A 20,439-nucleotide genomic window follows, 5' to 3' on the forward strand; every position below is an offset into this window, starting at 1 on the left:
TATAGACCTTAGCAAAGGCATTGATTCATTCTAAATTTGAATAATTACGGTATCAAGAACTTTTTTAATTAATCCAAGCATTAAAATTAATTCATATAAATTTTCAAGTCATAAGATTCTAATAGATCAGGTAATTATGGTTAAAATAAACAAATAAGCATGATAATTTACAAATGTATAATATGTTTTTTCAAAGCTTTTTCCACACTATTCATGTTTAATCTATTTACAACCAAATGTTGAAAAGTCGGCATACTTATACCTAAAGTAAATTTCATTTTAAACTTTATATAAACAATTTAAATAATTGAATATAAATATTTTAAATATATATTATTAAATTTTTGTTAATCCACAATTTTATCAACAGACAAAACGACAATTGTAAATGTTTAGTTATTTCACAAATGTTAATTGGTTTTTTTGTTCCCAAATACCTAAATTTGAACAATGTAAACTAACATTAAATGAATTTTGAACATTTCTATATACCCAATCCTAACTTTCCTGCTCGGTATATTTCTCCTAAAAAATTATTTAATTATCTACAGGAGAATTTCAGCAATTACATTCAGGAGATTGGAAGATCTTTTTTAGATCAGCCTGTTTATCAATTCTCAATAGGAAGTGGAGAGATTACTGTATTGGCATGGTCGCAAATGCATGGGAACGAATCAAATGCTACGCACGCTATGCTAGATCTTTTGGAAACTTTAAAAAAAGAGCCTGCGATTCAAAAAGAATTATTTGAAAAAATAAAGCTTGATTTTGTTTTTATGCTTAATCCTGACGGTTCAGAAAAATGGACTCGTCTGAATGCTTCAGATATTGATCTTAACCGTGATTTTCATAATGAAGCAAGTGTGGAAATAAAAATTCTGAAAAAAATAGCTGCTTCTAAAAAATATGATTATGCATTGAATCTTCATGAGCAGCGAACTATTTTTACAACTGACGGGCTAAATCCTGCTACGCTCTCCTTTTTAGCTCCTGCCGAAAATGAAGAACGAACGGTAACTGAAAACCGTAAACAATGTATGGCTGTAATCGCTGAAGTTTATCTAAAGCTTAAAAAATTAATTCCAAACAGTATCGGAAGATATTCTGATGAATTTTATCCTGCATCTACAGGCGATAATTTTATAAAATCCGGAATGCCGACAATTTTGTTTGAAGGCGGGCATTTTATTGATGATTATACGAGAAAAGAAACAAGAAAATATTACACAATTGCGCTTTATTATGCTCTGGATGCAATGTGTAAACTTCGTTCAGGAACAGAAGGCTGGGAAATTTATAATGATATTCCCGAAAATAAAGAAACTCATTATGATGTAATTTACAGGAATGTAAAGCTGAACACAGATCATGAATGTATCTTGGATATTGCCGTTCAGTACCGTGAGATTTTTGAGAATGGTAAAGAAGAGATTTCGTTTATTCCTTTTGTGATGGAAGCGGGTGATGTAAAAGGTAGAAAAGGATGGGTCGAGATTGACTGTACCGGGAAAAAGTTCGTTTCTGAAAGCAAATACCCAAAACTGGATGCAGAAGTAAATTTTACAATAGAAGATTAATAAAAAAAGCGGAAATTGATTCCGCTTTTTTCTTTTATTTAGTTAACCACTTTAATTCCGTTGGCTACAAATCTTATTTCTTCTTTAGGTTTTGTAATCGCATCAATTTCAGCTTGTGGTTTTTTGGCATCCTGAGCATAATGCTTTTGCTCATCCACAGAAGTTACTTTTTTCTCTGCACTGCCTTCCAAAACTACATTTTTTCCCTTTAAAGCAGTAGGAACGAAAAATCCGTAATCTTTCATCTTTACAAACAATTTGGAATTGTCTTCAGTTTCAATTGTCAGCCAGCATCCTTTTTTGTCACAAACATCAGTTACTTTTCCTTTGATCGCTACGTTTTCAACTTTTTTATTGGCTTTTTTAAGCTTTTTTCCAAGTTTCTCCGTGCTTATTGCCTTAGATTCTGTTTTAGTATCTATTCCTGCTCCATAGATATCACCTACCAATGCGCTTCCTTCCGGTGGTCCCATTTTTTGTGTTTCCTGAGAAAAAGCCAAAGTAGATAAACTTAATGATGCTAAAAGTAATATTGCTTTAAATTTCATTATTAATAATTTTTTCAAAAGTAATAATAAATTTTTAATTGCAGACAAAGAAATTAAATGATAAATCACATTCGATTGTCAAAATAGTAAACAAATTCAAAAAGGAAACTGTTATTTTTCTATATTTGATGCAATACTATATTATGCAGAAAAAACTAAAACTCTGGGATGCCATCATGCTCGTGATGGGCTCCATGATCGGCAGCGGAATTTTTATTGTAAGTGCCGATATGATGAGAAATCTGGGATCGGCTTACTGGCTTATTGTAGTCTGGATTATCACAGGAATCATGACGGTGGCTGCTGCAATAAGCTACGGAGAATTATCGGCGCTTTTCCCTAAAGCTGGGGGACAATACACCTATCTCACAGAAATTTTCGGAAAGAAAATGGGTTTCCTTTATGGATGGGGACTGTTCACCGTCATTCAGACCGGAACTATCGCAGCCGTAGCAATGGCATTCGGAAAATTTACCGCTTACCTTGTTCCGTGGCTCAATGATGCGGCACCTATATTTCAGAGTGGAGAATTTCAGATTACATGGATCCAGATTCTGGCAATTTTAGTGATTATTCTGCTTACTTATATCAATACGAGGGGTGTAGAAAGCGGTAAACTGTTACAGAATATTTTTACAGGTTCAAAAATTCTTGCATTATTAGGTCTTATTGCTTTAGGATTTATACTGGTAGATTTTTCTCATTTGGCAGAAAATTTCAGCTTTGGGACCGATGCATTTAATAATCTGGATAAAGATATAAAAGGAAATTTTCTTCAGACAGGTTGGGAATCTATTTCCGGAATGGCGTTATTAGGCGGTATTGCTGCCGCAATGGTGGGTTCGGTATTCAGTTCTGTAGCTTGGGAAAGCGTAACTTTTGTTTCGGGCGAAATTGAAAATCCGAAAAAAAATGTTGTCAAAGCCATGATTTTAGGAACTTCTGCGGTGATGTTGCTTTATATTGCGGTTAATTTTGTGTATCTCAATGCTTTAGACCGGGATTCTATTGCTTTTGCGGCTAACGAAAGAGTTGCGGTTTCGGCTTCACAGAATATTTTCGGAAATGCGGGAACAGTTATTATTGCTGTTTTGGTGATGATTTCCACTTTTGGGTGTAACAACGGACTGATTCTGGCAGGCTCAAGAGTTTTCCAGACGATGGCAAATGATGGGTTGTTTTTCAAATCTGCTGTTAAGAATAATAAAAATCAGGTTCCTGAAAATGCGCTTTGGATGCAGGGAATCTGGGCATCGGTTTTATGTTTGAGCGGACAGTATGGTAATCTTTTAGATATGATTTCGTTTGTGATTGTACTTTTTTATATGATTACCGTATTCGGCGTTATTTATCTTAGAATAAAAAAACCAGAACTTGAAAGACCGTATAAAACATGGCTTTACCCGATTACTCCGATTATTTATCTGCTGATCGGAACCGGTTTCTGCGTATTGCTTCTTATTTATAAACAGCAATATACATGGCCCGGATTTTTGATGGTAATGATCGGACTTCCGGTGTATTACTTTATTAATAGAAGAAAATATAATGAAAAATTAAAGTAAAAAATCAAAATTTCAATTTTACCTGAATCGGATTTGAAGATTTAATTTAAAGAATAATTCTCCATTTTCTTCATAGACTTCTCCAAATCCGTGTCTGGAAGTACTTGCGGTTTCAAGTTTTGTGTTGGCAAGCAGATAATTTTCAAACTCGTTTTTGTTGTAAATATGATAGCACAAAATTTCTCCGTCGGTTTTTACAATTAAATAACCACATATTGAAAAATATTAACAACTCTTGATTAAGAATTTTTAACTATAAAAATCACAGAAATTGCAACCTATTTTTTGAAAAGGTTTGTATAATGCCAATCCAAAAATTCTTTAGAAGGCAAGAACCTGTCGGGTAAAATGATAGATTGATTTTCGTGTTTTAGAAAAAAATCAGAAACAGTTTTGTCATTTTTGAAATCTTCAAAATACATTGAAATTTTTATTTTGTAATCTGGTGTAACCGCAATGAAGCCTTTATCAAAAGCTTTATCATGAATTGAATTTAAACATAAACCATTATGAGGGTTTAAACGATTATTTTCATCTTTTTTCCAAGGAATTATATGACTTGCTACCAAAAAGTCTGAAATTGATAATCCTGTAATACAACATTTTAAATTATATGAAGAAAGAATTGTAGAACGGAAAAAGTTTTGATTTACTCTTTGTTTGATTATGGTTTCTCTTTCTGTGCCAAGCGGAAATTCAAAAACTTCATCATCAATAATTTCTTCAACTTTTTTGTTTTGAAATTCAGCGATTAATAACTCACTTTCGTAAGCTAATTTTTCCCAATTTCCATTAAATTCATTCCAAACAATTTCATCAAGTTTGCTTCCATTGCCTAATCCAACAATTCCTTGTTTTCTCAGTTCTGGATCCAGTCTTCCAAAATTTCCAACTTTCATATTCAAAGCTGAAGGACTTCTGCCTATTATTTTAGCATATTTTATAATTGTAGGATTGCTTTTACTACTGGTTTTGAAAGGGATTTTGCAGTACACATTAAATGCAATGATAGTTTCTTCTCTACTCCAATTATTAATCTTCGCCATTGTAAATTATTTCAATTTGTTTAGATTGAACAAGGCTATAAAAATTTTCATATGCTTCTTTTTTTAGTTGAGCTTCTATTTTTGAATTTCATTATGAATTTCTTGTTCGGTTTTATTGCTAACTATTTTCATGAAATTGTTTTTATCTTCTTCATGGTAAAAGTCATTATCAAGAAACTTATGCAGATCATCAATGTGAGCTATTCTTTCATCAGATTGATAAGATTTTAGAAATTGAACTAAAAAGTCCTGTAAATCATCTTGAGGGTTTGGAAGTTCTACAATATTGGTATTTCTGAAAAAATCCCCTGGGTGTTCTTTATATTTAAAATATGTTTTATTCATTTTTCATCCAAATTCATTTAACCCAGCTTTTCTGCTATATATTTTGCGGTATGCGATTTTTTGTTTTTCGCTAAATCTTCTGGAGTTCCGGCAAAAACAACTTCTCCGCCGTGTTTTCCTGCTTCAGGACCGATGTCTATGATATGATCGGCACATTTCATAATATCGGGTTGATGTTCGATAACAATTACAGAGTGTCCCAAATCAATCAAAGCCTGAAGAGATTTCAGCAATTTCTGAATATCGTGAAAGTGAAGTCCGGTTGAAGGTTCGTCAAACACAAACAAAGTTTTGTCTGTGGTTACTCCTTTCACCAAAAAAGAAGCCAGTTTTACACGTTGCGCTTCACCACCCGAAAGAGTGGAAGAGCTTTGCCCGAGCTGCAGATAGCCTAAACCTACATCCTGAAGAGGTGTCAGTTTGGTTACGATTTTATCTTCTTTATTTTCTCTGAAAAATTCCAGTGCTTCATCTACGGTCATGTGAAGAATATCCGAGATATTCTTTTCGTCAAACTTCACCTCAAGAATTTCGTTTTTAAAACGGGTTCCTTTGCAAACCTCGCATTCCAGCTCAATATCTGCCATAAACTGCATCGAAACATTGATTACGCCTTCTCCTTTGCATTCGTCACATCTTCCGCCATCCACATTAAAAGAAAAATGTTTGGGTTTGTAGCCCATCAGTTTGGCACTTTTCTGTTTAGAAAAAAGATCACGGATGTCGTCGTATGCTTTTAGATACGTTACAGGATTGGAACGTGAAGATTTTCCGATTGGATTCTGGTCAATCAGCTCAATATGCTTGATCAATTTCTTTGGAAATTCCACTGAATCATAATCACCCTTTTTTCCGCCCATTCCCAACTGAATCTGAATATCATTCGTCAGAATTTCTTTCATTAAAGTAGATTTTCCACTTCCGGAAACTCCCGAAATAACGACTAGACTTTCCAACGGAACATCTACATCAATATTTTTCAGGTTGTTGGATCTTGCTCCTTTAATATGAATAAATTCTTTTGCTTTCCTACGCTTTTCAGGAACTTTTATTTCTAATTTTCCGGTTAAATATTTTGAAGTAAGCGTATCTGCATTTTTCAGTTCTTTAAAGTCACCTGCAAAAACCAGTTCACCGCCCAAATATCCAGCTTCAGGACCAATATCTATAATATAATCGGCTGCTCTCATCACATCTTCATCATGTTCTACTACAATAACGGTATTTCCGATGTCGCGGAGATTTTTTAGAACTTCAATTAAATTTTCTGTATCTCTTGAGTGTAAACCGATGGACGGCTCATCCAAAATATAAATGGAACCTACTAAGGAGCTTCCCAAGCTTGTTGCTAAATTAATTCTCTGGCTTTCGCCACCGGAAAGTGTGTTGGAAGTACGGTTTAAGGTAAGATAACCTAAACCTACTTTCAATAAAAACTCAAGTCTTGTAGTGATTTCGTACAGCAGTCTTTTGGCAACTTCTTGATCGTGTTCAGAAAGCTTTAAATTTTGAATTAAAGGTAAAAGCTCATCCAGCGGGAGCTCTATCATTGATTGAATATTGTGTGAATCAATTTTTACCCAAGCGGTTTCTTCACGCAGACGCAAACCTTCACAGGTAGGGCAAAGCGTTTTTCCGCGATAACGTGAAAGCATTACACGGTACTGAATTTTATATAAATTTTCTTCCAGCATTTTGAAGAAATTATTCAGAGATGGGAAACTGCTTTTTCCGTCACCTTTCCAGAGATAGTTTTTCTGATCTTTACTAAGCTGATGATAAGGTTTGTGAATTGGGAAGTCATTTGCTTTTTTAATGAAATCTTTCTTCCATTCGCTCATGCTTTCACCTTTCCATGCAGCAACAGCATCTTCAAAAACCGACAAAGCTTTGTTCGGAATAACCAGATCTTCATCTATTCCGATCACTTTTCCATATCCTTCACAGGTAGGACAGGCTCCGTATGGATTATTAAAACTAAAAAAATGAACATTCGGTTCAAGAAATTCTATTCCGTCGAGTTCAAATTTATTAGAAAACTCTTTTATTTTTCCGGTTTCGGTATTTTTAAGTGCGCAGTATCCTCTTCCTTCATAAAAAGCCATCTGTATAGAATCTGCAAGTCTCTGAAGAAAACTTTCGTCATCTTCGTAGGTAAAACGGTCGATAACGAGATTGATGATCATTTCCTTTTCGGGAACAAAACCAAAACTCTCCAGATCTTCAATTCCTGCAACATTTCCGTTGACTTCAAGTCTTGTGAAACCTGCAAGCTTAAGAATATTAAGCGTTTCAGTAAAATTGTCAATATCAAAACTGAGTGGAGCCGTTAGTAAAAACGGTGTTTCTTTTTTTGAATTTTTAATAAAATCTACAACATCCGTCACCGAATCTTTTTTTACTTCCTCGCCCGAAACGGGTGAATAGGTTTTTCCGATTCTTGCGAAAAGCAGCTTCATATAATCATAAATCTCCGTCGAAGTGCCAACTGTAGATCTTGGATTGGATGAGATCACTTTCTGCTGAATAGCAATGGAAGGAGCCAATCCTTTAATATCATCAACTTTCGGTTTTTCCAGTTTACCTAAAAACTGACGAGCATACGAGCTTAAACTTTCTACATATCTTCTTTGTCCTTCCGCATAAATGGTATCAAATGCCAAAGAAGATTTTCCGCTTCCGGAAACTCCTGTTATGACAATCAGTTTATTTTTGGGGATAAGAACATCTATGTGTTTCAGGTTGTTAAGATGTGCGTTTTTAACGAAAACCTGTTTTTTTATATCTATTTCTGTTGTTGCAGCCATATTAATATTAAGACCAACAAAATTACGAATTTTTGATGGTTTTTCTTATTATTCAAATCCTAAAATACAAAAGCTATTTTATAAATATTATATAATTGAATTATGATGTAATATTTTTTTTTTAAAAAATTATTTATTACTGATTTATTAAAAATTATGTTGTGTAATAATTGATTTTGTTTTAAAATTACACTTATAAAATTGTAATTAAATGAGAAAACTATTCAGAGATTTAATACACATTTAATGAGAAAAAGGTAGATCGAAAATGTTTTTTAAAGATGCAAAACTGCATCTTTTTTTATGATAAGTATCACGTTTTAGTTTAAGGAAAGTCTGCTAATTTTGAAAGCTTCAAAATAATGACTGTTATGAAAAGAAAATTAGGAACAATAATTTTTTTGTTAGGTGCACTTTATACAGAAGCTCAGATAAAAATATCTGATATAGATTCGGTGCAGATTCAGGGAAAATTTATTGCAACGACTTATAAAAACGCCAACCAGAATATTTCAATTATCACAAGAGACGAAATTCTCAATTCTCCGGCAGTAAGTATTGATGAAATTCTGCAGCAGGTTCCGGGAATGGATATCAGAAGGAGAGGAGCCAACGGAGTACAGAGTGATGTGGGTTTTAGGGGAAGTTCTTTTGAGCAGGTTTTGATTCTCATCAACGGTATCAGAATGAATGATTCTCAAACCGGACATAATTCTCTTAATATTCCTGTAGATCTGGATGATGTTGAGAGAATAGAAATAGTTAAAGGTCCTGCAGCAAGAAGGTTCGGACAAAATGCGTATGCAGGTGCCATCAATATTATTACTAAAACTCATGTTGGGAAGAATGTAAAAATAAGTGCCAATGCCGGAGATTATGAAACGTACGGTTTTGGATTTAATGCAAATGTGGGAAACGAGAAGTTCTCAAATTCTTTACAGGCAAATTCCAATTCTTCCCAAGGTTACCGATATAATACCGATTTTGATATCAGAAATGTATTTTACCAAAATCAGCTCAATATCAAAAACGGAAGTCTGAAAATGCAGGCAGGGTTTTCAGAGAAAAAGTTTGGAGCCAACGGTTTTTATGCTTCACCACTTGCGACAGAACAGTATGAGGAGTTACAGGCTTCTATCATCAGTGTTGCCCATCAGCAGAGTTTTGGGAAATTTAAGCTCAATTCTAATGTTTACTGGAGAAGAGGTCAGGATATGTATCTTTTCAACAGACAAAAACCTGAAATCTACAGGAATATGCATATCGGAAATAATGTAGGAGGAGAAGTAAATTCCAGCTATACTTCAGGTTTGGGTACAACAGGATTAGGTGTTGAGTTGAGAAAAGAATTTTTATCCAGTAATAATTTAGGTGACCGAGAACGTTTTGTAACACAGGTATTTTTTGAACACCATTTTTCATTTTTTGATAATAAATTGAACATTTCTCCGGGAGCATCGTGGGCAAACTATTCTACCAATGGAAACTTCTTCTATCCGGGACTTGATTTGGGATATACATTTTTTGAAAATAACAAAATCTATGGTAATATCTCAAAAGTTCACCGAGTACCAACTTTTACCGATTTATACTATACAAGTAAAACTGAGCAGGGGAATCCTGACTTATTGCCCGAAAGTGCTGTTTATGCAGAGCTTGGCTATCAATACCAGAATGCAAATATCTTAGCCAAACTAAGTGGTTTTTACAGAGGTTCCAACAATGCAATTGACTGGACTAAAATTTCACTGCAGGATCCGGTCTGGTATTCAAGAAATATCGGAGATACTGAAATTAAGGGATTGGAAGCAGAAATCAGCCATCAGGTTTTAGGCTGGATGAAATATACTTTAGGTTATACTTATCTGGATAATAAACTTAAAGATATCAACGGGCTTAATTCGCGTTATGCTCTTGATAATCTTAAACATCAGTTGGTGGCAAAACTTCAGACTAGATTTCTGAAGTATTTCACCAATGAATTGGTATACCGATATAATGACAGAATAAATCTGGGAAGCTATCATCTTTTAGACGAAAAAATCAGTTTTAATAAAAATAATTTTTCCGTTTATGCTTTGATTAACAACGTAACCAATACAGAATATACAGAAACATTTGGTGTCCCAATGCCTCAAAGATGGTTTCATTTAGGAGTTTCTTACAATATTAACATTAAGTAAACTTAACATTACAGTTCTGTTAATTATTTTATTTTTGCAAAAATTTTTTGGATGAAACTTATTTTAAGTTTGGCTTTACTGATAAGCTTTAGTTTTATGAAATCACAGGAACATGTTTCAAGCTTTAGTGCTGTAACACTTACTTATAAGTTTCATCCGAAATTCTTTTTATTTGGCGAAACTCAGCTACGGGGAATTGAAGAATATTCATATCCTGATTATTATGAGATAAAAGGAGGTATAGGTTATAATCTTACTAAAAATCACAAGCCTTTTATTGGAATCGGAAGATATGCAACTTATAAAGATCACAGTATCAATAAAGAAGAACTGAGGGTTTGGCTGCAAGATGTGATTGATATCAAAAAGGGAATTGTAAAGTTTGAAAACAGATTTCGTATTGAAAAATCTTTTTTCTATGATTCTAAAAAAGATGAACGATCTCAAAGAATGCGATACCGATACCGACTCAATGTAACTGTTCCGCTCAATTCTAAAAAAGTAGAACCTGGAACTATATTTGTAAATGCTTTTGACGAAATGTTTGTCGTAAGTCCCAATAAACCAACTTTCGCAAGAAACAGAGTATATGGCGGAACGGGTTATCAGATTGACAAATATTTCGGAATTCTTTGCGGCTATCTTTGGCAGAGAGAATTTGAAGCAAAAGGAAACCGAAACCTACATTTCGTTTATCTGGCACTCAATATCAATATTGATGACAGCGGAAGTGAGAAAAAAGTCTATCACTTTCCGGGAGTTGATTGATCTTGTTTTTGAAGAATCATCCACAAATACACTACAAATTAAAAAAATGATTTAAGTTATAAGTGGCAAATTTTGCTAAACTTTTTATAGTTCGAAGAAAAAGTTTAAAGACATCCAATAGCTGTGTCGTGTATTGTTGGTAAAAAACGAATTGACTCTATAGTCTAATCCTGTTTCTATTTTTATTGCATCGTTTACTTCATAACCCAGAAAAGGAATTACTCTTATTTCAAGATCGTATGAACCCGATTGCAAACTATTAACATATTCATTGTTAATTTTAAGATAAAATTCTCCGGAGTCAACAGATTCTCCGTTCAAAGGCACTTCGGATGTAATTCTATATCGGAGACGGAATTCAGGATCTTCAATTGCTGAGAAAGTCTGATCACTTAAAAAACGATGTGCAAGGCGAAATTTAGTAAGCTTTTGAATAATAACAAATTGCTGTATAAAACGATGATATATATTATCTTCCTGCACTCGAATAAGATATCCTCCTCCAATTCTCGAGTTGAGTCCTACTTTTTTTGCCGCAATTATAGAAAAGTCAGTAAGAACATAGGTGTAATTTTTGTCGGGTTCTCCACCTATTTCGCCACGTTGAAAAAGCATTCGGGATTCAATCTTAGAATTTAAAGACCAGTCTTTTTTTAGTTTTTTATTAAAATTTAAAGTAGGTAAAGCTCCCCACTGAAAACTGCTTTGGGCATGAGAAAAATTATTCAGTTGCAAAAGCAAAAAAAACGAAAATATTGTAATTGATTTAGTACTCAAGATGGGTGCTGTTTTTAAAAACTATCTTTGCCTTTGAAACTGTGTTGCCTTTATCGTCAAATAAATATTCATAAAGATCAACTGAATTTTGTGTTCTGCATCTTACAACAATCTCATATCCTGCTTTTTGTATATTGCTGAAAATACTTCCGTTTTTCAAAAGAGCAAATAAGTCATGTTCACTTCTGCTAAACTGTTTTTGTACTTTTCTGATTTTGTAATCTGAACAGCTTTGTTGAAGTTTTGAGGAAATAGATTTTCTCAATTCAGATTCAATTTCTGCAAAACTGATTTCAATTTCCACATCTTCGATTACTCCCAATGAATCAAACTCAACGCTGTGTTTTACATTGTTATTTCTAAATTTAGCCTCAAAACTTTTTTTGTTGAGTCCTTCTTCGAGATACCATTTTATTTTTGTTTTCAAATTTAGAGAATCCATAAAGGACAGCATTTTTTCGGGAATATCTTTTGATTTTATTCTGCTTTCTTTTTCAAATTTTTCTTGTGCATACAGATTTCCTGAAACTGAAAATACAATCAAAAACACCAAAAGTTTATACATAGTTTCCTGTTTTGTTTGATATATAAAAAGATAAGGACTAATACTTTTCTGAAAGATACCGATATGCTTTCAGATATTTGTTAAATCTTTGAATATCTTTTTGAGTCAGCTCACGATTTACCCTTCTCAAATCCATGTTATCGCGAAGATCATTTAGTTTTACAGCTACGGCAAGCGGAGATCTTTCGGTACGTTTTATAAAATCATCATACACTTCATCAGGATCAAATTTGGTGAGACAGCTCACTGCAAAGAGAATATATTCAGGAAAACCTTCCGATCTTAAATATTCAAAGCTGAATTCTTCAGGATGATCTTCAACAACATCGTGCAAAACACCTACAATTTTTTCGTCAAGTGTTTTTCCGTATTCCATTACACGCATAACATGAGCGATGTATGGAGCGTGATATTTATCTTTTTGACCTTTGTGTGCCTTGTCTGCTATTTTTATAGCCTTGTTCAGAAGTTCCTCTTTTGTCATTTTTTGTAAAACTAAATACAAAAATAAAAAACATACAAGACAAACTCATTGATTCAGGATATAAATCTCATAATTTTATCCACAGACGATAGTAGGTATGTTATTTCGAGGAGATTTTAGATCTCAAAACAGGTTCCAGTGCATTTGGCATTTTATGTTTCGTGCTGTCTGCTGGCTTGAGTTTTAGTGCAGAGTGTGAATTGATATTTTCAGGCTTATGAACAGGCATTTTGTATAGTTTTGCAATCGAACTGTCTAACGGATTTTTAGAAACTGAATCTAAGATTTTCGTATTCTCCTTATTAAAAAGCTGTGAACGGTCTATCGGAAGCGGTTTAATTTCTGTCTGTGCCGAAACCAAAGCAGAAAAAGTAAATAAACCAAAAATTAAAATTTTCATCTTTAAATGTTATTTATCAATAAACTGTTGTTATTTTATTCGTAATTTCAGACTAATATACATACTATTTCCATATTTCTGGAATTACTAAATTATTTTAACGAAAATTTAACCAGATTATTATTATTTAAAGACTGTCATTGTTTATTTTTAAAACAACCCCTTCATGACCATCAAAATTAAAATCTTTGTCGTATTTCATTCCGATTTTTTCCAAAACTTTTACTGATGCTGTTTTAAATATTCAAAATAAAAAAAGCGATCAAAAGACCGCTTCTAATTTATATGGGATTCGATTTAATTCTTTTTGCGGATAAATTAAGAAAACGTTTTACAAGCATCATCGCAGAGATCGTAAGTCCCAATCCAAGCGCAATCCACATTCCGAATGCGCCCATTTCCATCGTTACGCAAAGAAAATATCCTAAAGGAATAGTAATCAGCCAATACGCAATGAAAGTATAAATAGACGGAATTTTCACGTCCTGTAAACCTCGCAGCATTCCTAAAGCCGTTACCTGAATTCCGTCAGAAAGCTGGAATAAAGCTGCAATAATCATCAGTTTTGCCGCCAGCATGATAACTTCCACTTCTTCAGGCTTTGTGAAAAATGTAGGCAGAATGTTTCGTCCTAAAATGAAAAGCAATCCGCAAAGACACATAAAGAGAAAAGAAATTTTGAGATTGTTGATTCCTATCTTTCTGAGTTCTATAAAGTTTTGTTCGCCCAATTTTCTTCCTATCATCACGGTTGATGCAACGCTGAAACCAATACACAAATTGAAAGTGAAAGAAGCCATACTCAACGCAATCTGATGCGAAGCTATATCATGAGCAGAAATCAATCCGCAGATAAATGCAGCTCCTGCAAATGCGGTTACTTCAAAAAACATCTGTAAAGCAGTAGGGAAGCCCAGTCTTACCATTTTTTCAAACATTTTTTTTGAAAAAACCTGCAATTTCAGAGAAAACTCTTTGATGTATATTCTGGTTTTAGGCTCTTTTAATAAAACATAATAAAGAAAAATAACCATAAAAATTCTTGCGATCAAACTTGCCAAAGCAGATCCTTTAACCCCCATTTCAGGGAAAATCCAAAGTCCTTTGATGAAAACATAGTTCAGTACAATATTGATGACATTGGCAATAATGGTCGCTTTCGTTACTCCAATTGTATATGATAATCCTTCTGAAACTTCTCTTAAAGTCTGAAAAGCCATGAAAGGAATAATACTGATTGCCATGATCGTGAGAAAATCTACAGTATCTGGAATGATTTTTTCAGGCTGACCAGAATGATAGAGCAGTGGCATTCCTGCCAATAATATTGCCATAAGAATGATTCCGACAGACATATTGATAACAAAGCCATGGCTGAAAACAGAATTAATGGTTTTATGATCATTCTGAGAATGCGCTTCTGAAACCAAAGGCGGAATAGCAAAAGAAAATCCCAAAGCCAAAACAAACATTGAGAAAAATACCCCGTTGCCTAAAGATACAGACGCCAATGCATCTGCTCCCAGAAGTTTGCCTACAATAATATTATCAAAAAGGTTTACAGAAACCTGTCCTACCTGCGTAAGCATCACCGGAAGAGCTAGTGTAAGTGCTTCTTTGGTGTAGTTTTTATTTAAAAAAGCCATTTTAATTTACAAAAAAAATTTGCAGTATAGTTACTGCAAATTTTTAGAATTTATTTTAATTTATGATTAAATTATTTCCTTACAAAACTTGCAACATCCTCTTTAGAAACAGTGTTTCCACCAAGAATGATCAATCTTTCTACCACATTTCTCAGCTCTCTGATATTTCCTGTCCAGGAAAGCTCTTTCAATGCGTCAATAGCTGTATCATCAAAACTTTTCAAAGCAGTTCCGTGCTCTTCAGAAATAAGTTTGGCAAAATGCTCAACCAGAAGTTTGATGTCGTCTTTTCTTTCATCCAAAGGTGGTACATAGATTTCAATTACAGAAAGTCTGTGATATAAATCTTCTCTGAATCTCCCGGCTTCAATTTCTGTCTGCATATTTTTGTTGGTTGCAGCCAAAACTCTTACGTCTACTTTTATTTCCTTATCACTTCCTACCGGTGAAACTTTGCTTTCCTGCAATGCTCTTAGAACCTTTGCTTGAGCAATAAGGCTCATATCACCAATTTCGTCCAAGAAAATGGTACCTCCGTTTGCCTGCTCAAATTTCCCCTGCTTGTCTTTGATAGCTCCTGTAAACGAACCTTTTACGTGCCCAAAAAGTTCAGATTCTATCAATTCGGAAGGAATAGCTGCACAGTTTACTTCTACCATTGGTCCTCTTGTTCTTTCGCTCAGGTTATGGATGGCATGAGCAACCAGTTCTTTTCCGGCTCCGTTGGGACCTGTAATCAAAACTCTTGCATCGGAAGCAGCTACTTTTTCGATCATATCCTGAATTTTCTTCAAAGGAGCAGATTCACCAATCATCTGGTATTTTTTGCTGACTTTCTTTTTCAGAGTTTTATTTTCAGACTGCAGATTTTTATTTTCTTTCTTTAATGTCTCTTTTGCTAAAGCATTTTTAACGCTGGTAATTAATCTGTTGATGTCAATAGGCTTAGAGATAAAATCGTAAGCTCCATCTTTCAGGCAAGAAACCGCAGAATCTATATCAGCATGACCGGAAATCATAATAAAGGTAGACTCAGGTTTCAGATTCAAGCTTTGCTTTAAAAGTTCTGTACCTGAAAGTTTTGGCATCTTGATGTCTGAAATCACCAATGCAAAATCTTCTTTTTCAACTTGTTTGTAGCCTTCCAGACCATCATCGGCAATTACAAATTCATAATCAGTAAGTTCGTCGGAAAGGATACTGTGAAGTACTCCGGAAATTGCTTTTTCGTCTTCTACTATAAGGATTTTTTGCATAGTTGCAAATTTAGTTAATTTTTGCTTGATTATTAGCAAATATCATTCCTAAATCTCTATTTTGAATAATCTCGTTTTCCGAAAATTGCAGAGCCCACACGTACCGAATTGGCACCACATTCAATGGCAATAGGAAAGTCGTCACTCATTCCCATTGATAAAGTATTGAGTTTGTGAGTATAATTCAGGTCATCAAAAAAATTTTTCAATACTGAAAATTCTTTTCTGATTTGATGTTCGTCATCGGTAAATGTTGCCATTCCCATCAAACCCGTGATGTCAATATTTGGGAATTCACCTATAGTAAATTTTTCAAACAAAATCTTCGCTTCAGAAATTTCCAGACCAAATTTGCTTTCTTCTTCAGCTATTTTCACCTGAAGCAAAACCTTTATTTTGCGGTTGTGTTTCGCGGCTTCTTTATTGATTTCATTCAGAAGTTTTTCGGAATCCACACTCTGAATAGTATCAATAAATTCTGCAATATATTTTACCTTATTGGTCTGAAGATGCCCGATCAGATGCCATTTGATATCTTTCGGAAGCAGCGGCTGTTTTTCCGACAGCTCCTGTACTTTGTTTTCGCCAAAAACTTTTTGTCCGAGATCATAAACTTCCTGAATTGCTGAAACCGGATGTGTTTTAGAAACCGCTACCAATTCAACATTTTCCGGAAGTCTGCTTTTTATTTCATTGTAATTTTCCTGAATGCTCATAACTGCAAATTTCTGAATTTTAAAATAAAAAATTAAATAAATCTCAGAGATTTACAGAAGTTTAGAATCGCTGAGTAAGAAGTTAAGAGTATTAAGTTAAGCTTATTTTTGATTGTCTTATTTAAAATCTATTGATTTTCTTAATTAATATTGCTTAACTTCTTATTTCCTTTAATGGTTTAGTTTTTAAACTGCTTCATTAAATATGTGTGAAATCAATTCAGAACCTCGTTGATTTTCGGATATGACGAAATTTTTCTAAAAACAAACCTGTTGGATTTCTGAAGTTTGGCAATAAACTGATCCAGCTCTTCCACAGAATCTGCATCCGTAAGATATTGATCGTGTGTAAGAAATACCAGATGTCTTGATGTTTTCTCAAGATCATTAAAGAAAATACTGTCCACTTTTTTCAGTATAGCTTCGTGATTTCCTTTAAGTGTCATTTTATGGGTAGGTTTCCATTCAAGATCCCAGCCGATGACTTTATATCCGGCTTTCTGTAACTGATTAGCAGCCTCTGAAGAGCTTTTAATATCTGTTACGTTGATATTGTTGAGTCTCCAGATATTTCTTCCGGGTGTTCTTGCAATTTTCCCGGTAAGTTTGAGGCTGTCTTTTGCACGGTTAAAATCCTGTACTACTGCTTCGGGATTTTTGTAATATTCAGAATATTTATGATGGGCATGGGCATAGCTGTGATTGGCAAGCTCTATCAGATTATTGCTTCTCATATTTTCAAGGTCAGCTTTCTGTTTTTTGCTGTCTGATGCATGTTTTCCTATTAAAAATGCTGTAGCACACACATTCCTTTTTTGTAAAATTTTCAGAAGGTTTTCGGTTCCGCGGTTTGGACCGTCATCAAAAGTAAGATAGATGACTCTTTTATCTGCAGGAACTTCTTCATCTTCCACGGTGACGGGGACTTTTGCGAGGGGAGGCTGTTCTGTGAAAATCTTTTCAGATTCTCTTGTTTCATACTTCTGGTTACAACCAGTTAAAAAGGCTGATGCTGCACTCATCACTGCAAGCATCCCAAGAAAAGTCTGTTTTAAAGACTTTTCCGCAAAAGTTTTGTTCATAAAAATTAGTGGAAATTAAATTGTTAAAAATTGTTAAATTTTACACGGTAAATTTAGCAAAATTTGTACCACATTTTTATATTATTTTCACTTTTTAATGAAATTTCATTAAAAATTATTTTTGAATCATTGTCCTTAGTGCAACAGCATTTTTTACTGCTGCTGTTCCCCAAGTATTATTGAAGAAAATAAAGCCTTTCTTTCCTGAATTTAAAATATTTTGGGCTAAATTTTCCAATTCATTTTGAGGATATTCCGATTTATAAAGAACAGGTTTCCCGTGAAGACGATAATAAAATAGTTGCGGATGATTAATGATCAATTCATCAGAAAGATTTCCCGGGAAACTAACACCCGAAAAAATAATATTTTTTGAGAATAAAGCTGAATAAACGTCATCATTCCACCACGAATTATGACGAAATTCAATCACATTTAAATAGTCAAAATCAAGATTATTGGTGATTAAATCCAGATTTTCATCCGTATTTTTGAATGATGGAGGAAACTGATACAAAAAACCTGCAAGTTTATCCTGTAAATGAGTCCGAATATGATTACAAAATTCTTTAATTTCCTCTTTACATTCCTTCAGGCGCTTTTCGTGCGAAATGGTCTTAGGGATTTTAATAAAAAATCTGAAATCATCAGGTGTTTCATCAAACCATTTCAATAATGTTTTTGCCGTAGGTTTTCTGTAAAAGGTTGAATTGATCTCAACAGTATTAAATTCTTTAGAATATAAAGTCAGGAAATCTTTGCTTTGGGCATTTTCGGGATACAACGAGCCTTTCCAGTCGTTATTATAGAAACCTGAACAGCCGATATAGATATTACCTTCTTTCATATTGTTGTTTCGGAATTAATAATTTATTTAATATCCAGATCTACAGAATTCAGTCTCAATGAATTTAAAATCACCGATAAAGAACTGAAGCTCATCGCTGCCGCCGCAATCATTGGTGACAAAAGGATTCCAAAAAAAGGATACAACAATCCTGCCGCAACCGGAATTCCCAAAACATTATAAATAAATGCAAAGAATAAATTTTCTTTGATGTTTCTCAATAGTTTTTCGCTTAAAATTTTTGCTTTTGCAATTCCCGTAATATCACCTTTTAATAAGGTAATTTCTGCCGTTTCTATTGCCACATCGGTTCCGGTTCCCATTGCAATCCCAATATTTGCCTGTGCCAAAGCAGGAGAATCGTTGATTCCGTCACCGGTCATTGCAACAATTTTTCCTTTTTGCTGAAGTTTTTTTACTTCGTTCAGTTTATCTTCAGGAAGACAATTGGCTTTAAAGTGTTTTATTCCGAGCTCATCAGCAACTGCTTTTGCGGTATTTTCGTTGTCTCCTGTCATCATGATTACTTCAATCCCGTCCTTCATCAAATGTCGAATGGCTTTTTTGGAGGTTTCTTTAATTTTGTCCGTGAAACTTATAAATCCTAATACCTCATTTTTCTGAGCAATGTATGAAATGGTATGCGCTTTTGACTGAATTTCGGTAGCTTTTAATTTTAAATCTCCGGAAATTTGAATATTATGTGAAACCAAAAGATTCTCATTTCCCAAATAAACCATTTTCCCATTAATAATTCCTTTAACGCCTTTTCCCGAAATATTTTCAAATTTTTCTACTTTTTCAGCAGTAATATTTTCGTCTTTTGCTTTTTTTATCACAGCATTTGAAAGTGGATGTTCTGAATTTTGATTTAATGAATAGGCTAATTTTACAATTAAACATTGATCATAATTGTTTGTAATTTCTATATGTTCCAACGATGGCTTTCCTTCCGTTAAAGTTCCTGTTTTGTCGGTAATCAGAACATTTACTTTATTCATTTGTTCTAAAGCCTCTGCATTTTTAATTAAAATTCCGTTTTTAGCACCTTTTCCGATTCCTACCATCAAAGACATTGGTGTTGCCAAGCCTAAAGCACAGGGACAGGCTACAATTAAAACCGCCACAGCATTGATAAAAGCGTACAGCGTCTTTTGGTTTTCCGGTCCGAAAATCTGCCAAAGCACGAAAGTGATAACAGCAGCAACTATTACGGCAGGAACAAAAACTTTTGCAACTTTATCGGTAAGTTTCTGAATAGGAGCGCGGCTTCTGCTTGCATCATTCACCATTTTAATAATTTTGGAAAGCAAAGTTTCATCGCCTACTTTCTCTGCTTTCATGATGAAAACCTGATTTCCGTTGATGGTTCCTGATGTTACCAGATCATTTTTATTTTTTTCAACAGGAATGGGTTCTCCAGTGATCATGCTTTCGTCAACAGTAGAGTTTCCGTCGATAATTTTTCCGTCAACAGGAATTTTTTCACCTGGTTTTACTTTTATAATATCCCCGATTTTCACTTCGCAAAGCGGAACTCTTTTCTCTTCGTTGTTAATCATCAGATTCGCTTCATCGGGAGAAAGATTCATCAGTTCTTTAATGGCATTTCCTGTTTTTTTATGGGCTAAAGCTTCCATCAGCTGACCAAGAATTACCAAAGTTATAATCACGCAGACGGCTTCAAAATATAAAGGAATTTTATGGTTGTGTCCTCGAATTTCGTGCGGAAGCAAATCAGGAAACGTTAGCGCGATAACGCTAAAAATGAATGCTGCAGTTACTCCCAAAGCAATTAAGCTGAACATATTTAACGTGAGTTCGATT

At 34.0% G+C, this 20,439-nt stretch carries 19 protein-coding genes; 4 read left to right on the top strand and 15 right to left on the bottom strand.

Translation table 11 applies throughout. The features are described from left to right. The first annotated feature begins 467 nt into the window (after window positions 1-467). The gene (locus tag AC0NBN_RS17005; protein ID WP_160814049.1) at window positions 468-1,577 is read left to right on the top strand and encodes a M14 family zinc carboxypeptidase; all 1,110 of its coding nucleotides are present in this window, start codon (window positions 468-470) and stop codon (window positions 1,575-1,577) included. Between the two features lie 38 nt (window positions 1,578-1,615). Here the strand turns inward: AC0NBN_RS17005 and AC0NBN_RS17010 are convergent, their stop codons facing one another. Further along, window positions 1,616-2,125: a DUF4920 domain-containing protein gene (locus tag AC0NBN_RS17010; RefSeq protein ID WP_143884320.1), complete on the bottom strand. Its 510-nt coding sequence runs from the start codon at window positions 2,123-2,125 to the stop codon at window positions 1,616-1,618. A 143-nt stretch (window positions 2,126-2,268) separates the two neighbouring features. On the opposite strand from AC0NBN_RS17010, the gene AC0NBN_RS17015 reads away from it, so the two are divergent. Beyond that, the gene (locus tag AC0NBN_RS17015; RefSeq protein ID WP_160814048.1) at window positions 2,269-3,690 is read left to right on the top strand and encodes an APC family permease; all 1,422 of its coding nucleotides are present in this window, start codon (window positions 2,269-2,271) and stop codon (window positions 3,688-3,690) included. 18 nt (window positions 3,691-3,708) lie between these two features. On the opposite strand, the gene AC0NBN_RS17020 is transcribed toward AC0NBN_RS17015, so the two are convergent. The 4 genes from AC0NBN_RS17020 to uvrA form a co-directional block, all read right to left on the bottom strand. After that, window positions 3,709-3,906 (bottom strand): HpaII family restriction endonuclease, encoded by a 198-nt coding sequence (locus AC0NBN_RS17020; protein WP_474468917.1) that lies wholly within the window; start codon window positions 3,904-3,906, stop codon window positions 3,709-3,711. 62 nt (window positions 3,907-3,968) lie between these two features. Continuing rightward, window positions 3,969-4,736, bottom strand: a complete 768-nt coding sequence (locus AC0NBN_RS17025) for an HNH endonuclease (protein WP_160814047.1) — start codon at window positions 4,734-4,736, stop codon at window positions 3,969-3,971. Window positions 4,737-4,811: 75 nt separating this feature from the next. Beyond that, window positions 4,812-5,081: a hypothetical protein gene (locus AC0NBN_RS17030; RefSeq protein WP_160814046.1), complete on the bottom strand. Its 270-nt coding sequence runs from the start codon at window positions 5,079-5,081 to the stop codon at window positions 4,812-4,814. A gap of 17 nt (window positions 5,082-5,098) precedes the next feature. Further along, window positions 5,099-7,888 (bottom strand): excinuclease ABC subunit UvrA, encoded by a 2,790-nt coding sequence (gene uvrA / locus AC0NBN_RS17035; protein ID WP_160814045.1) that lies wholly within the window; start codon window positions 7,886-7,888, stop codon window positions 5,099-5,101. 371 nt (window positions 7,889-8,259) lie between these two features. Here uvrA and AC0NBN_RS17040 point away from each other — a divergent pair, with 371 nt between their 5' ends. Continuing rightward, window positions 8,260-10,071, top strand: coding sequence for a TonB-dependent receptor domain-containing protein (locus AC0NBN_RS17040; protein ID WP_160814044.1), 1,812 nt, complete (start codon window positions 8,260-8,262; stop codon window positions 10,069-10,071). A 51-nt stretch (window positions 10,072-10,122) separates the two neighbouring features. Continuing rightward, complete coding sequence (locus tag AC0NBN_RS17045; protein ID WP_160814043.1) at window positions 10,123-10,839, top strand: DUF2490 domain-containing protein; 717 nt, start codon at window positions 10,123-10,125, stop codon at window positions 10,837-10,839. An 84-nt stretch (window positions 10,840-10,923) separates the two neighbouring features. Here AC0NBN_RS17045 and AC0NBN_RS17050 read toward each other — a convergent pair whose 3' ends face one another. The 10 genes from AC0NBN_RS17050 to AC0NBN_RS17095 form a co-directional block, all read right to left on the bottom strand. Beyond that, window positions 10,924-11,616, bottom strand: coding sequence for a DUF2490 domain-containing protein (locus AC0NBN_RS17050; RefSeq protein WP_160814042.1), 693 nt, complete (start codon window positions 11,614-11,616; stop codon window positions 10,924-10,926). Then, window positions 11,606-12,181, bottom strand: a complete 576-nt coding sequence (locus AC0NBN_RS17055; RefSeq protein ID WP_160814041.1) for a hypothetical protein — start codon at window positions 12,179-12,181, stop codon at window positions 11,606-11,608. Before AC0NBN_RS17055 ends, AC0NBN_RS17050 begins: the two co-directional genes overlap by 11 nt. Before the next feature lie 37 nt (window positions 12,182-12,218). Then, complete coding sequence (locus tag AC0NBN_RS17060; protein WP_160814040.1) at window positions 12,219-12,665, bottom strand: phosphohydrolase; 447 nt, start codon at window positions 12,663-12,665, stop codon at window positions 12,219-12,221. 100 nt (window positions 12,666-12,765) lie between these two features. Next, window positions 12,766-13,065: a hypothetical protein gene (locus tag AC0NBN_RS17065; RefSeq protein ID WP_160814039.1), complete on the bottom strand. Its 300-nt coding sequence runs from the start codon at window positions 13,063-13,065 to the stop codon at window positions 12,766-12,768. Window positions 13,066-13,346: 281 nt separating this feature from the next. After that, window positions 13,347-14,711, bottom strand: coding sequence for an MATE family efflux transporter (locus tag AC0NBN_RS17070; protein ID WP_143884314.1), 1,365 nt, complete (start codon window positions 14,709-14,711; stop codon window positions 13,347-13,349). A 71-nt stretch (window positions 14,712-14,782) separates the two neighbouring features. Continuing rightward, entirely contained in the window at window positions 14,783-15,967 is a 1,185-nt protein-coding gene (locus tag AC0NBN_RS17075; protein WP_089744428.1) for a sigma-54-dependent transcriptional regulator, read from the bottom strand. 56 nt (window positions 15,968-16,023) lie between these two features. Next, window positions 16,024-16,683, bottom strand: a complete 660-nt coding sequence (locus tag AC0NBN_RS17080) for a YggS family pyridoxal phosphate-dependent enzyme (protein ID WP_160814038.1) — start codon at window positions 16,681-16,683, stop codon at window positions 16,024-16,026. 215 nt (window positions 16,684-16,898) lie between these two features. Beyond that, a complete protein-coding gene (locus AC0NBN_RS17085) occupies window positions 16,899-17,765 on the bottom strand; it encodes a polysaccharide deacetylase family protein (protein ID WP_160814037.1) in 867 nt (288 codons plus the stop codon). 115 nt (window positions 17,766-17,880) lie between these two features. Continuing rightward, window positions 17,881-18,612 carry a DUF72 domain-containing protein gene (locus AC0NBN_RS17090; protein ID WP_160814036.1) on the bottom strand — a complete coding sequence of 244 codons (732 nt, stop codon included), beginning with the start codon at window positions 18,610-18,612 and terminating at the stop codon, window positions 17,881-17,883. Between the two features lie 23 nt (window positions 18,613-18,635). Next, on the bottom strand, window positions 18,636-20,439 hold a 1,804-nt coding region (locus tag AC0NBN_RS17095; protein WP_160814035.1), incomplete at its 5' end, for a copper-translocating P-type ATPase.

It is taken from the genome of Chryseobacterium sp. L12, assembly GCF_056133985.1.

Excerpts from the sequence above, each read along its gene's own strand:
- AC0NBN_RS17005 (WP_160814049.1), top strand. The coding sequence starts at position 468 with ATGAATTTTGAACATTTCTATATACCCAATCCTAACTTTCCTGCTCGG.
- AC0NBN_RS17010 (WP_143884320.1), bottom strand. The coding sequence starts at position 2,125 with ATGAAATTTAAAGCAATATTACTTTTAGCATCATTAAGTTTATCTACT.
- AC0NBN_RS17015 (WP_160814048.1), top strand. The coding sequence starts at position 2,269 with ATGCAGAAAAAACTAAAACTCTGGGATGCCATCATGCTCGTGATGGGC.
- AC0NBN_RS17025 (WP_160814047.1), bottom strand. The coding sequence starts at position 4,736 with ATGGCGAAGATTAATAATTGGAGTAGAGAAGAAACTATCATTGCATTT.
- AC0NBN_RS17030 (WP_160814046.1), bottom strand. The coding sequence starts at position 5,081 with ATGAATAAAACATATTTTAAATATAAAGAACACCCAGGGGATTTTTTC.
- uvrA (WP_160814045.1), bottom strand. The coding sequence starts at position 7,888 with ATGGCTGCAACAACAGAAATAGATATAAAAAAACAGGTTTTCGTTAAA.
- AC0NBN_RS17040 (WP_160814044.1), top strand. The coding sequence starts at position 8,260 with ATGAAAAGAAAATTAGGAACAATAATTTTTTTGTTAGGTGCACTTTAT.
- AC0NBN_RS17045 (WP_160814043.1), top strand. The coding sequence starts at position 10,123 with ATGAAACTTATTTTAAGTTTGGCTTTACTGATAAGCTTTAGTTTTATG.
- AC0NBN_RS17055 (WP_160814041.1), bottom strand. The coding sequence starts at position 12,181 with ATGTATAAACTTTTGGTGTTTTTGATTGTATTTTCAGTTTCAGGAAAT.
- AC0NBN_RS17060 (WP_160814040.1), bottom strand. The coding sequence starts at position 12,665 with ATGACAAAAGAGGAACTTCTGAACAAGGCTATAAAAATAGCAGACAAG.
- AC0NBN_RS17065 (WP_160814039.1), bottom strand. The coding sequence starts at position 13,065 with ATGAAAATTTTAATTTTTGGTTTATTTACTTTTTCTGCTTTGGTTTCG.
- AC0NBN_RS17070 (WP_143884314.1), bottom strand. The coding sequence starts at position 14,711 with ATGGCTTTTTTAAATAAAAACTACACCAAAGAAGCACTTACACTAGCT.
- AC0NBN_RS17075 (WP_089744428.1), bottom strand. The coding sequence starts at position 15,967 with ATGCAAAAAATCCTTATAGTAGAAGACGAAAAAGCAATTTCCGGAGTA.
- AC0NBN_RS17080 (WP_160814038.1), bottom strand. The coding sequence starts at position 16,683 with ATGAGCATTCAGGAAAATTACAATGAAATAAAAAGCAGACTTCCGGAA.
- AC0NBN_RS17085 (WP_160814037.1), bottom strand. The coding sequence starts at position 17,765 with ATGAACAAAACTTTTGCGGAAAAGTCTTTAAAACAGACTTTTCTTGGG.
- AC0NBN_RS17090 (WP_160814036.1), bottom strand. The coding sequence starts at position 18,612 with ATGAAAGAAGGTAATATCTATATCGGCTGTTCAGGTTTCTATAATAAC.